This window comes from Aquirufa sp. 5-AUSEE-100C1 (genome assembly GCF_054558655.1).
Window position 1 is genome coordinate 258,395 of record NZ_JBPXKO010000002.1, and the last position, 12,469, is coordinate 270,863.

General features: G+C 44.8%; 12 protein-coding genes. 7 read left to right on the forward strand and 5 right to left on the reverse strand.

Features of this window, described 5'->3' with window-relative positions:
• Positions 1 to 7: 7 nt before the first annotated feature.
• Positions 8 to 874 (reverse strand): PIG-L deacetylase family protein, encoded by an 867-nt coding sequence (locus ACMH5P_RS04970; protein WP_459493229.1) that lies wholly within the window; start codon positions 872 to 874, stop codon positions 8 to 10.
• A 79-nt stretch (positions 875 to 953) separates the two neighbouring features.
• Between ACMH5P_RS04970 and ACMH5P_RS04975 the strand changes: the two genes are divergently transcribed.
• The 7 genes from ACMH5P_RS04975 (at position 954) to ACMH5P_RS05005 (ending at position 9,493) form a co-directional block, all read left to right on the forward strand.
• Positions 954 to 3,332: a zinc-dependent metalloprotease gene (locus ACMH5P_RS04975; RefSeq protein ID WP_459493230.1), complete on the forward strand. Its 2,379-nt coding sequence runs from the start codon at positions 954 to 956 to the stop codon at positions 3,330 to 3,332.
• A 235-nt stretch (positions 3,333 to 3,567) separates the two neighbouring features.
• Positions 3,568 to 5,745 carry a B12-binding domain-containing radical SAM protein gene (locus ACMH5P_RS04980; protein WP_459493231.1) on the forward strand — a complete coding sequence of 726 codons (2,178 nt, stop codon included), beginning with the start codon at positions 3,568 to 3,570 and terminating at the stop codon, positions 5,743 to 5,745.
• The gene (locus tag ACMH5P_RS04985; RefSeq protein ID WP_459493232.1) at positions 5,691 to 5,912 is read left to right on the forward strand and encodes a hypothetical protein; all 222 of its coding nucleotides are present in this window, start codon (positions 5,691 to 5,693) and stop codon (positions 5,910 to 5,912) included. Before ACMH5P_RS04980 ends, ACMH5P_RS04985 begins: the two co-directional genes overlap by 55 nt.
• A gap of 183 nt (positions 5,913 to 6,095) precedes the next feature.
• Entirely contained in the window at positions 6,096 to 7,406 is a 1,311-nt protein-coding gene (locus ACMH5P_RS04990) for a flavin-containing monooxygenase (RefSeq protein WP_459493233.1), read from the forward strand.
• A complete protein-coding gene (locus tag ACMH5P_RS04995) occupies positions 7,403 to 8,107 on the forward strand; it encodes an alpha/beta hydrolase (protein WP_459493234.1) in 705 nt (234 codons plus the stop codon). The genes ACMH5P_RS04990 and ACMH5P_RS04995 overlap by 4 nt, the downstream gene beginning before the upstream one ends.
• 245 nt (positions 8,108 to 8,352) lie before the next feature.
• Positions 8,353 to 8,874, forward strand: a complete 522-nt coding sequence (locus ACMH5P_RS05000) for a helix-turn-helix transcriptional regulator (protein WP_459493235.1) — start codon at positions 8,353 to 8,355, stop codon at positions 8,872 to 8,874.
• Positions 8,843 to 9,493 (forward strand): nucleotidyl transferase AbiEii/AbiGii toxin family protein, encoded by a 651-nt coding sequence (locus ACMH5P_RS05005; protein WP_459493236.1) that lies wholly within the window; start codon positions 8,843 to 8,845, stop codon positions 9,491 to 9,493. The genes ACMH5P_RS05000 and ACMH5P_RS05005 overlap by 32 nt, the downstream gene beginning before the upstream one ends.
• A gap of 16 nt (positions 9,494 to 9,509) precedes the next feature.
• On the opposite strand, the gene ACMH5P_RS05010 is transcribed toward ACMH5P_RS05005, so the two are convergent.
• The 4 genes from ACMH5P_RS05010 to ACMH5P_RS05025 all read right to left on the reverse strand — a co-directional run bounded on the left by ACMH5P_RS05010 (position 9,510) and on the right by ACMH5P_RS05025 (position 12,402).
• A complete protein-coding gene (locus tag ACMH5P_RS05010; protein WP_459493237.1) occupies positions 9,510 to 9,926 on the reverse strand; it encodes a hypothetical protein in 417 nt (138 codons plus the stop codon).
• A 2-nt stretch (positions 9,927 to 9,928) separates the two neighbouring features.
• A complete protein-coding gene (locus ACMH5P_RS05015) occupies positions 9,929 to 10,852 on the reverse strand; it encodes a metallophosphoesterase (RefSeq protein ID WP_459493238.1) in 924 nt (307 codons plus the stop codon).
• Between the two features lies 1 nt (position 10,853).
• Positions 10,854 to 11,183, reverse strand: coding sequence for a hypothetical protein (locus ACMH5P_RS05020; RefSeq protein WP_459493239.1), 330 nt, complete (start codon positions 11,181 to 11,183; stop codon positions 10,854 to 10,856).
• A gap of 340 nt (positions 11,184 to 11,523) precedes the next feature.
• A complete protein-coding gene (locus ACMH5P_RS05025; RefSeq protein WP_459493240.1) occupies positions 11,524 to 12,402 on the reverse strand; it encodes an Abi family protein in 879 nt (292 codons plus the stop codon).
• Between the last annotated feature and the right edge of the window lie 67 nt (positions 12,403 to 12,469).

A 12,469-nucleotide genomic window follows, 5' to 3' on the forward strand; every position in this document is an offset into this window, starting at 1 on the left:
TAGGTCTTTACTCCACTTTTAACATCGGGAATAAATTTCGTAAGTCGGCCTCCGTGGGTTGGGAGCCATATTCGCAAATTTCAAAGGCCTCCGCATAGAGTACCTTGGCAGCGCGCGTGGGTCCGTACCATTTCACTAAACTCTTTTGCACCTCTGGATTGGGTTTCGCGACGCGTTTTTGCAACAACCATTCTTTGTATTTAGCTGGGTCTTTCGGTACCTCCGACTCATAATTCCCGATCCAAGGCAACCACTCATAAAATTGGGATTGATGGGCATCGAGTCCCGCCAATTTTTTGGCGATGACCGGCGTGATGTCCACGGCGATGTCGGGCTGAAAGGGATTCGGTTTCTTAAAATTATCTTGAAAATACAGGAATACGGGATTCTTGCGGAGTGGTTCTACATCCGGAGCGACATTGGGCACACCTACCATGAAGGCCGCATCTTGCACGAGTACGCCCGTGTAGCGATGATCGGGATGGTAGTCATTCGAACGGGGGGCAATGACCACATCGGCCTTCCACTCACGAATCTTGCGAATGATTTGCAGACGAATTTCCAAGGTAGGTAGCAATTCTCCATCGTGATTATCGAGCACGTCGTAGGAGACACCTAAGCGTTTCGCGACTTCTTGCGTTTCGGCAATCCGACGTTTCGCGAGCATGCCACCGCCTTGACTTTGGTGGCCCGCATCGCCGTTGGTGACTGATAGAAATTTCACTTGGTGGCCCATTTCCACAAATAATGCGGCGGTTCCGCCCCCTTTGATGTCGCAATCATCTGGGTGCGCACCGATAAAAATAATGCGTAAGGGCTTGGTTTGTGCGGCAGCAGAAAATGCCAAAAGCAGGAACAATAAAATATTTTTCATAAGTTTAGAAATTACTATCAATGATAGACAAATTGACGAAGAAATCAAACCGGCTTATCCGGTAAACCATCAACGAAATATGAAAAAACTGATCCTGTTTTTTGTCCTGCTAAGCTTTGGCGCGCAAGCTCAATTCGCCGATAAACTGAAAGCGATGAAGGCCTATTCCGGCTACTTCAATTTCTATTACGACGACTCCAATGACAAGATTTACCTGGAGGTCAACAAGCTAAATGAGGAATTTTTATATGCCTATTCCCTTGCGCAAGGTGTGGGGAATAATGACCTGGGATTAGATCGCGGCCAATTAGGCAACGAGCAGGTTGTGTTTTTTGAGAAGCAAGGAAACAAGATTTTCTTGGTCCAACCGAATACGAGGTACCGGGCGAATACGACAAATCCGCTGGAGAAGATGTCGGTCCAACAAGCCTTTGCGAAATCCGTTTTGTTTGGGTTTAAAATCGAACATGCGAGTAATGGATCCTATTTTATTGATTTCACCGACTTCCTCATGCAAGATGCCCACGGGGTGTTGAAGCGATTGGCGCAAGCGAAACAGGGAACTTATTCCTTGGATAAATCGAGAAGTTCTTTGGCATTGGATCGTACCAAATCCTTTCCAAAAAATTCGGAATTCGAGGCAAGGTTGACCTTTGCTGGGAATGGAACCGGGGCGGAAATTCGTTCGGTCGCACCCAATGCCGATTTTGTAACGGTCGTGGAGCACCATTCATTTATTGAATTGCCGGACAACAAATACCAACCGCGTGTATTCGATCCGCGTTCGGGAGCGAATGCGATTACCTTCCAAGATTATGCTTCTCCGGTGACCGAGGTCATTGAAAAGAAATGGATCACAAGACATCGTTTGGAGAAAAAGGATCCGACTGCGGCGGTGAGCGAGGCGGTCAAACCGATTATCTATTATTTGGACAACGGCACCCCGGAACCGATTCGCTCCGCGCTGATGGAGGGTGGTCGCTGGTGGAACCAGGCTTTTGAATCGATTGGTTACAAGGATGCCTTCCAAATCAAATTATTACCCGAAGATGCCGACCCGATGGACGTGCGTTACCACGTCATTCAGTGGGTGCATCGCTCGACCCGCGGCTGGTCCTATGGGGCGAGCATCGCCGACCCGAGAACGGGGGAAATCATGAAGGGACACGTTAGTTTGGGGAGTCTTCGGATCCGCCAGGATTTCTTGATCGCGCAGGGACTGATGAATGCGCCTTTTGCGGTGGATGGATCGAATAATGGTCCGATGATGGCAATGGCTTTGGCGCGTATTCGCCAGCTCGCTGCGCACGAATTAGGACATACGCTCGGCTTTGCGCACAACTATGCGGCAAGTGCGCGTAACAATACCAGTGTGATGGATTACCCCCATCCACAAATCGAATTCAAGGGAAATCAAATGGATTTCAGCCATGCCTATGACACGAAAATCGGTGAATGGGATAAGGTGTCGGTGGATTATGCCTATGGCGAGCACAAGACACAAGCGGAACTAAACCAGGTCTTGGACAAGGCCTACGAAAAAGGCATGCGTTTCATCACCGACTCGGATGCGCGAAACCCGGGAGGCGCACATATTTACGCGCACTTATGGGACAATGGAACGACGATCGTGGATGAACTAAAAAGTATTTTGACGGTGCGCCAAAAGGCCATTGCCAACTTCTCTGTGAACAACATTCGCCCTAACGAGACCTATTCACATCTGGAAGACGTCTTCGTTCCCTTGTATTTTTTACACCGCTACCAAACGGAGGCGGTGTCTAAAATCATCGGAGGATCCGAATACAATTATGCCGTGCGAGGTGGCAAGGAATTAGTGCTTTCGCCAGCACCTTTGGCTTTGCAGTTGGACGCTTTACATACGATTACCCAAACTTTGGATGCACAGCATTTGGCCATTCCTAAAGATAAGTTAGCCCTCTTCCCACCGCGTGCCTTTAATTACGACCGTACGCGTGAGTCCTTCAAAGGCAAGACGGGTATCACCTTCGATCCCCTAGGAGCTGTGGAATCAGCGAGTGATTTTACGCTAGATTTCTTACTACATCCCGAACGCCTATCTCGTTTAGCGGGCAACAAGGCAGTGGATGCAAAGCAATTGGGATTGGAAGAGACCTTGAATCATGTGGTGCAGTCGACCATCATGAAATCCCATACGGATGCTTATTTGCAGGCAACGCAGGAGACGATAAATTACAAGGTCGTAGCCGCTTTATTGAATGTCTTGAATGCGCCGAGTTTATCGCCTTTGGCGGCGGCCCAAGTACATGAGTCGGTGCAAAAGATTCGCGGCCATTACAGCAAATTAGCGACGCCTATGGCGAAATACATGGTGCAGACGATCGAGCAGTTTAAGGCGAATCCGAATGATTGGAAACCGATGGATACCCCGAAAATTCCAGATGGAGCACCCATCGGCATGGATTGCTTGGATTGATGTTCCTGAAAGGAGACCAGGTGTCTTTATCCTTACCTTTGGCAATCCTTAGCGGTTTGCCAAAGGTAGTTTTTTCAACAGAGAATTTCGAATTCAAAAAACCATCTTGTTGATAATCTTTATAATTGGATTAAAACAAATGGGAAGAATTGTGAACTACCTTTGGCAAACCTAAAGAGGATTGCCAAAGGTTAAATGATTTTGTTTTAACCGCTTTTCATTACTTTTGACGTCCATGAACTCAAAAAGTCCCAAGGTATTTTTTATTACCCCGCCCTTTACCCAACTCAATACGCCCTACCCTGCGACGGCTTATTTGAAGGGTTTTTTGAATACGAAGGGGCTGGCGTCGTATCAGGCCGACTTGGGTTTGGAGGTCATCTTACAAGTATTTTCCAAAAACGGATTAGCCCAATTATTCGCGCGTATCGAGTCATCGGGCAAGGAAATGAGTGAAAATGGGCAAAGGATGATGCGATTGAAAAGCGCTTATTTACGTAGCATTGACCCGGTTATTTCCTTCTTACATGATAAAAATCCGACGATGGCGCATCTCATCGCGGAGCAAAACTACTTGCCCGAGGCATCACGTTTTCAGCAGGTCGCGGATTTGGAATGGGCCTTTGGCAGCATGGGGGTGCGGGATAAAGCAAGGCATTTGGCGACGCTGTATTTGGAAGACATTTCCGATTTAATCATCGAGGCGGTGGACCCGCATTTTGGGTTCAGTCGATACGCGGAACGACTCGGTCGCTCGGCATCCAGTTTTCAAGAATTACACGAGGCGCTGCATGCGCCGCTTACCTACATCGATGAGATATTAGTCAACATTTTATCCGAAAAAATCCTGACTGAAAAGCCAGATTTGGTCGCGATTACCACGCCCTTCCCGGGCAATTTATACAGCGCCCTGCGTTGCGGTCAATGGTTGAAACAACACCATCCGCATATCAAAGTCGCTTTAGGCGGAGGTTATGCAAACACCGAATTACGTTCCTTGCAGGAGCCTAGGGTATTTGATTTCGTCGACTTCATCAGTTTGGATGATGGCGAAACGCCTTTGATGAATTTATTGGAGCATCTGGCTGGAAAGCGGGACTTGCAGGATTTGAAACGAACATTTTGTCGGCAAGAGGGCATCGTCACCTACCTCAACGGCGCCAAAGAATCCGATGTCAAGCAGAAGGACGTGGGCATTCCGGATTACACGGATTTGCCTTTGGACAAATATTTATCGGTCATTGAAATCGCGAATCCGATGCACCGCTTGTGGAGCGATGGGCGCTGGAACAAGTTGACGCTCGCCCATGGTTGTTACTGGGGCAAGTGCACCTTTTGCGATATTTCTTTGGATTACATAAAAAATTACGAGTCGACGACCGCACCGATGTTGGTGGATCGCATCGAGGCGATGATCCAACAAACCGGAAACAATGGTTTTCATTTTGTGGATGAGGCCGCTCCGCCGGCCTTGATGCGCGATGTGGCGCTGGAGATAATCCGTCGGGAATTAACGGTGGTCTGGTGGACGAATATTCGTTTTGAGAAGAGTTTTACAAGGGATTTATGCCAACTCCTTGTTCGTTCGGGCTGCATTGCGGTTTCGGGGGGATTGGAGGTTGCCTCCGATCGTTTGTTGGCTTTAATCGATAAAGGGGTGACCGTTTCCCAGGTCGCCCAGGTTGCTGATCATTTTACGCAAGCAGGGATTTTGGTGCATGCGTATTTGATGTATGGCTTTCCGACGCAGAGCGCACAGGAGACGGTGGATTCGCTGGAGGTGGTTCGCCAACTGGTTGAAAACGGGGTGATGCATTCTGGTTTTTGGCATCAATTTGCGTTGACGGCGCATAGCCCGGTGGGTTTGAATCCGGATGCTTATCAGATTGAAATTTTAAATCCAACGCCGGGTGCATTTGCGAATAATGATTTGGAGCATGCGGACCCGACGGGTACGGATCATGCGCAGTTTAGCGAGGGGCTGAAGAAGTCCTTGTTTAATTACATGCATGGCATTGGTTTGGACATGCCGCTGCAGGAATGGTTTGATTTTAAGATTCCGCGGACGCAGATTCCGAAGAATTACATCGCCCGGATACTAAGCCAAAAGGAGGGTAAGTTCCCGAAAGCAAACGCGAAGGTTTGTTGGCTTGGACCAAACCCTACCTACGACAAACTTACTCAAACCTTGACCTTCAGTCTGGGGCGTGAGGATGTGGAATTGGAGGTGCCGGAAAAGATGGGAAATTGGTTGGTGAATACGCTGCCAGGCTTAGCGTTGGGGCCGGAAAGAACGGGGACATTTGAGGAATTTCAAGCAAAATTTTCAAAATCGGGACTCGGAAATTTTGAGCGTTTTTGGGAGGGGGAATTGGTGGAGGAATTGCGGGAGATGGGTTTGTTGGTGGTTTAGGGAAAGCGAAGGAAGGTAAAACCAATAATTATACCGTACTTGGGGGCTTAAACCCTGATACCATGGCCAAAGGCATGAATTCCAAGAAGGCGGAAAAGAAGGAACCCGCGAAAACAGCGAAAGAGAAGAAATTAGAAAAGAAAGACAAGAAACCAGGTTATCAATAGATGCCTGGTTTTTTTTATGAAAGAACTTAACAAAACATCGGTATTTTATATCAATATTAATATTACCAATAATTCAACAGGAAAAACCTTTGGCAATCCTTAAAGGTTTGCCAAAGGTTGTACATTAAAATTTCAAGATTATTTTGGCATTTTACTATATTTGAACAAAACGTATCTAGCTAAATGACTAAAGTTTGTGTAATAGGCGCGGGGCCCTCCGGGATTACCGCGGTGAAGAATTTAATGGATCAGGGACTGGATGTTCGTTGCTACGACCTCAACAGCCAAGTGGGGGGCAACTGGATCTACAATGAAAAGGTGGGGCATTCCAGCGTGTTTGAAACGACACACATCATCAGCTCCAAAACCTTGTCGCAATACGAGGATTTTACCTTCGATGATTTCGAAAAGGGTATTCCGGATTATCCGTCGCATGACCAATTACGACGTTATTTTCAAGGCTATGCCGAGCATTTTAAGCTCCTGCCCTACATACAGTTTAATACCTTGGTCAAATCCTGTACATTAGATGAAGATGGCCAATGGACCGTCGTTACTGAACATGAGGGCCAAAGCAAGACCGAGCGTTTCAGCCATTTAGTGGTGTGCAACGGCCACCACTGGTTGCCGCGCATGCCTTCGTATCCGGGTGAATTCACCGGAAAATTCATGCACTCGCACGATTATAAGAAAGCGGAGCCCTTCCGGGGCCAAAAGGTTTTGGTGATTGGTGGAGGAAATTCCGCCTGCGATGTAGCGGTGGAAACGAGTCGGGTCAGTCAGAAGACAAGCATCAGTTGGCGTCGCGGCTACCGCATCGTCCCCAAATTCCTCTTTGGCAAACCAAGCGACGTCGTGGCCTCCACGATGGCCTTTTTGCCCACGAAACTCAAGTTCTTCTTGTCGGAGCTGACCGTGAAGATTTTCGCGGGACCGAATAAGAACTATGGACTACCTGAACCGGAGCATGCGATCACGGGGACGCACCCGACGATCAATGATGAATTATTGTACAAACTGCGGCATGGCAAGGTGTTTCCGAAGGGGGACATCGATCATTTTGAGGGGAAGATGGTGCATTTCAAGGATGGCACGCAGGAGGAATTTGATGTGGTGATTGCCTGCACGGGATATATTTTGGAGCATCCATTCTTTGAGAAGAGCTTCTTGAATTACAGCGAGGGGGATGTGCCTTTGTATTTGAAGATGTTGCATGAAAAATACGAGAATCTGTTTTTCGTGGGCATGTTCCAGCCCTTGGGATGCATTTGGCCGGGGGCGGAATTACAGAGTAAAATTGTGGCGCGGGCGATTAAGGGACTTTGGCAACGACCGAAGAATATCGCGGAATTATGCCAGCATGAGGTGACGCATCCGCATTTGAATCAGATTAAAACGCCGCGGCATACGATAACGGTCGACTTTCATTTATTCGTGGGCCAGTTGAAGAAGCATCTCCCCAAAAACTACGTGAGCAAAACGCCGGTGGCATGAAGGAAACCCTCGTTTTCGTGCATGGAATGAGTCACGGTGCTTGGTGCTGGGAGAAGAAATTCATCCCTTATTTTGAGGCCAAAGGATATACTTGTTTCGCGATAAATCTGCCGGGGCATGAGGAGATAGGCAGTTCACAAGCAATATCGTATAGTGTTAACGATTATCTTAATGCCTTGGGCGCATTCGTGGACAAACTCGACACCCCTCCTATTTTGATCGGACATTCCATGGGCGGGATGATTGTGCAGCGTTATTTAAAGACGGGTAAGGCCAAAAAGGCCATCTTGCTCGCCTCTGTTCCCCCGAGCGGGGTGTTGTTCCCGAGTTTACGGACGCTTTTCCGCTATCCAGGTGCGATTCCTTATTTGCTGCAAGGTAATCTGCTGAAGGCCTTTCGGAAATACGCCAAACTCTTTTTCAACGACAACCCCTTGTCGGACGTCTACAAACCCAAACTCTGCGCCGAATCTTTTTGGGCGTATTTGGGGCTATTTATCCCAGTGAGGCATCGCATCGATTGTCCGGTTTTGGTCATCGGTGGTTCCGCCGATGGATTAATTAGCGTGAATGAATTCCAACAAACCGCTAAACATTACAAGGCACCCATTGAAATCATTGCAGGCGGATCGCATGATTTGATGTTGGATGAGGGGTGTGAGAAAACGGCGGAGGTGATGGTGGGGTGGATTACGAAGTAGGCTATTTGCGTTTGATTTTATGTTCAAATTGACACGGAAAACAAACAACTGCTCATTCGAATTAGTAATATGCATGTTTTGCATATTGCTTTCTTAGGCAAATCTACACCGATATCTTCATTTTCACATTAAATTGAACTGTTCGGTATTTACGAACAGTTGCTCATTCGAAAAAGTATGAATAATCACCCTTTCGAATCAATGGACCGAATAAATATGTAAACAAATTTGCTTACATTTGTTTCATGAGCGATTACCTAGCTAAATTTAAGGGTATTCATCCAGGCATCATTCTGGAACGGGAATTGAAAATGCGAGGAATCGCGCAGCGACCTCTTGCCTTGTCGATTGGCGAGCACCCGCAAACGCTTCATGCGATTACGAAGGGAAAACGAAATTTACCTATTTCCATCGCACTCAAAATCGAGGAAAAACTGGGTTGGGCGGAAGGGAGCTTAGCGATTTTGCAGACCTATTATGAAATTGAAGAAGCGAAGAAAAAGCTTAAACCTTTGACCCCCAATCTTAGCCTAATTAGAAAATCAGTTTTTTGGGATACGGATATCAGTCAAATCGATTGGGAGAGGCAAAAAAATGCGGTTATTCGCCGCATCATGGAACGAGGCAATGAGCTTGAAATAAAGGAAATCAAGCAATTCTATGGAGCGGCTATTTTCCAAGCTGCTCTTAAGAATTCCCCCAGGGCACCTTATACCCTCCATGCGAATTCGCCGGATGCAAACATTTTACACCAACACGATCAATGAATTATTAAAAAATAGCCTTCAAATCTTGATGCAGGCGCCCGTGTTTGATCCCTTTCGGCTCGTTGGCGGTACAGCACTAAGTTTACAAGTAGGCCATCGCGAATCCATAGACCTTGATTTATTCAGCGATGCACCTTATGGAAGCATCGATTTTGATCGGATTGACTACTTTCTCCGACAAACCTTTTCCTACGTTTCTACGTCCTCGATGCTTCCATTGATTGGGAAAGCGTACTATTTGGGAAAAAATAAAAATCAAACCTTCAAGTTGGACATATTCTACACAGATCCATTCATCCAACCTTTTCTTTTAATCGATTCCATTCGCTTAGCGACCGTCGAGGAAATCATTGCCATGAAAATCGATGTTATTCAACGGGGTGGTCGGAAAAAAGACTTTTGGGATTTGCACGAATTGGTATCACGCTATTCGATCCATGACATGATTGAACTACATGCCTTACGCTACCCATACTCCCATGACAGAACATTAATCCTTCATAATTTCTCCAATTTCCAATATGCCGATGAAGACCTAAATCCAATCTGCTTGAGAGGTAAATATTGGGAATTCATCAAAGATGATTTTCAATTCATGATTTCGAAACTTAATTTATAAAGTGGAAATAGCTAAATCATTCTTGAGAGGAACCCTCAAAACGTATCGGGCCTTTGGCGATTTTTTTGATGTGATGATTCAACGATTCAAATGGATCATATTCATCAATCATCCATTGCCGTTTTTTATAGCGAAAACTATAAACAACCCGCTCTTCATATGATTTCAAATTATTAATTACAATTTCCATGCGGTCGCCGGCCTTTGGATTGATCGGTATATCAAATGCATCGGATTCATTTAAGCGCTCAGCCAATTTTATCTCATTTGCCTTAAAATCAGAAACAAAATAGTCAAATGGGGTCCTAGGCATACCCATGCAATGCAACTCATTCTTCTCCCCCACCCGGTAATACAACCAGTAATGTGGGAGTTTGGAATAATGACCTTTGACGCAGGTACAAAACTTAATCTTGTCGCTTATTTCACACATCGCTAAACAATCACAAATTCTTTTGAATCCAGACGATATGCCACGAGATGCCCATCTTTGGCAACGCTGTAATCCAAACAAATGGATTTAGCAAATGGATCTGTGGGCTTACCCTTCAACCAATAATGCCCAAAAAACACGGAGGTTTCACCCTCATATCTGTGGAGCGCGGCGTGAATATCTTCATTCAATACCAAATTGCCAAAGTCCTCTCCAATTCCCAGAAACACATCCTTATGCAGTTGGCGTTGTTCAACAGGCTGGAACCATTTTACCCGGGCACGCTGCCGCTTTGTCCCATCCTTATCCACAAAACCTTGTCCTTCAGGCAAATCAAATTCCTTGCCTTTCAACAGTTCCTCTAATACATCATAAACAGGGGATTTCTTGCTCGCATAATCAGCCAGAACGTTTTGCGCAATGCGCTTTTGACCATGGACCGTTTCGTAGATGTTGTTTTCGGCCAACCAGTTTATTTGGTCTTCGTCCCAACAAGCATGTACGGCCCGAAATTCGGGCCTGTCGATGTAGAGCGGCAAGCGATGAAACCAAGGTAAAAATACCTCCTCCCATTCTTCCTGATAATTTCTAAACTGACGTAAGGTTTCAATATGCTGATCAATTTCAACGATACTATGTTTTCGATAGAACCCTCCATTGACAGTATCCTTCGTATGAAAACAAATCGCATTAAATTCATGGTTTCCCATGATGGCCAAGGCATGTCCCGCGTCGCACATATCCTTTACAAGATGAAGTGTCTCGCGAATCTTGGGCCCGCGATCGATGTAATCCCCTAAAAATACCAGTGTCCGTTGTTCCGGATGTTGATAAACGCCTTCTTTCTTGACATAGCCCATGAGGGTCAAAATCTCTTCAAGCTTGTCGGCATGGCCGTGGATATCGCCAATTAAATCAAATTTCATATTAATAAGTAAATGTATCAAAGGCTATCCCATGCTTCTTCAAGTAAGTCTTGAATTGGGTATAACCTGAATTATTTGAAAACAAGGGGGCCAATGCCTCCAGTAAAGCCTCTTTCGCTCCCGGTTTAATCCCATGTAAATCATACAAAGGCCCCAGATCCTTCGCCAAAACCGTCGCTGTATATTCATATTCGGAACTCCCCCAATTTTCATCGACAGTAGTTCCCAAATCATGCCCATCAAATTTTAAATCCTCTCCCTCAAATCCGAGGTTCATATAGACACGCACGTCTGTTCGTTTGATCGTATAGAGTTCGATGCTTGGGTTCATAAGCTAAAAAGACTGTTTCTTCAAGATAAAAAAAAATAGGCAATTTCGGAATTGAATGAGGAAATTGGGCAATGAATTCAGTGACAAAATTTACTAGATTGCTCGAACAATGATTTACATAAACTGGTTTCACTGTTCTGAGTTAGACCTAAGATGTACAGTATGAAAATTCTGATCTGGCGATAAGATAAAGAAAATCTGGCAATTCGAAAGCCTTAAACAAAAAACCCAGATCGAGTCTGGGTTATGTATACTTTTTAACGTGCAGTTCTACATCGAAGCATAGTTGGGCACGACAACACAAACTTAAAATAAATAAATCAAAACAGAAAAAATAAACTTATAATTTAATCATCATATCATGCTCAATAACACCTCGAATTATTGCATTATCAACAAACTTACTGAATAAGTTCTTCATCTGAACTTCTAAATCCAGCTTTCTATTCCTAGAGATTTGACCTAAAAAATACAAGACAACTTGTATGGAACCATATAAGCTATGCCGATCATCATTCGAAAGAGGAATCAACGGAGTTATCTTGATTCCCTGAGCCGTATTGGAGTCAAAAAGCACTTCGTTGTGTGCACAGATATTACGAATGAAGACAATTGTTTTCAAATAATTACTAAAAATATCCAAGCGATTAATGCCATACCTGAGCGAAATTGCCATTTTAACATTCTCATCTCTAATTGATTTAAACAATAATTCAATCGTGCCAAAAGTCAAATACTCCAAGGTTTTCCATGCTGGGGCATATAGGTCGGCAGGATATTTCGTATGGTGCCTTTTGATTGCCTTGTTGCTACTGATAAATTGAGCTGTGTAATAATTTTGCTTGAATTTTTGGACAAATTTTTCTTGTACAATTTCTGAATCCACATACCATTGCGCATTTGAAGCGTAGTTGTTTGATACATGATAGACGAGCTGAGTTCGAAAATTTACTTCGATTCGCTTGATGGCCCTAAATAGGACCTCTCTTAAATCAGCATCCAAATAATATAAATCAACTACATCTTGAAATTTCACCCCTCTACGAAAAGTATGATTTTTATCTTCCTCAAATGGCTGCCAATAAAAACCTAAGCGATAATATCCGATGTCTAATAATATCTCTTTGGCTTTTTCGATACCAAAAGGTATTTCAAATTGCATTCTTCTTGCCTGTAGTAAGCGAATTTGAGCTTCAATGTCCGTAGCATATTTCCCCATTCCTATTAGGTTATTTAAACCTAAACTAGTCAATTCATTACGTTTACTAATCAAAAAAACTGATAAT

Excerpts from the sequence above, each read along its gene's own strand:
- ACMH5P_RS04970 (WP_459493229.1), bottom strand. The coding sequence starts at position 874 with ATGAAAAATATTTTATTGTTCCTGCTTTTGGCATTTTCTGCTGCCGCA.
- ACMH5P_RS04975 (WP_459493230.1), top strand. The coding sequence starts at position 954 with ATGAAAAAACTGATCCTGTTTTTTGTCCTGCTAAGCTTTGGCGCGCAA.
- ACMH5P_RS04980 (WP_459493231.1), top strand. The coding sequence starts at position 3,568 with ATGAACTCAAAAAGTCCCAAGGTATTTTTTATTACCCCGCCCTTTACC.
- ACMH5P_RS04990 (WP_459493233.1), top strand. The coding sequence starts at position 6,096 with ATGACTAAAGTTTGTGTAATAGGCGCGGGGCCCTCCGGGATTACCGCG.
- ACMH5P_RS04995 (WP_459493234.1), top strand. The coding sequence starts at position 7,403 with ATGAAGGAAACCCTCGTTTTCGTGCATGGAATGAGTCACGGTGCTTGG.
- ACMH5P_RS05000 (WP_459493235.1), top strand. The coding sequence starts at position 8,353 with ATGAGCGATTACCTAGCTAAATTTAAGGGTATTCATCCAGGCATCATT.
- ACMH5P_RS05005 (WP_459493236.1), top strand. The coding sequence starts at position 8,843 with ATGCAAACATTTTACACCAACACGATCAATGAATTATTAAAAAATAGC.
- ACMH5P_RS05010 (WP_459493237.1), bottom strand. The coding sequence starts at position 9,926 with ATGTGTGAAATAAGCGACAAGATTAAGTTTTGTACCTGCGTCAAAGGT.
- ACMH5P_RS05015 (WP_459493238.1), bottom strand. The coding sequence starts at position 10,852 with ATGAAATTTGATTTAATTGGCGATATCCACGGCCATGCCGACAAGCTT.
- ACMH5P_RS05020 (WP_459493239.1), bottom strand. The coding sequence starts at position 11,183 with ATGAACCCAAGCATCGAACTCTATACGATCAAACGAACAGACGTGCGT.
- ACMH5P_RS05025 (WP_459493240.1), bottom strand. The coding sequence starts at position 12,402 with ATGGGGAAATATGCTACGGACATTGAAGCTCAAATTCGCTTACTACAG.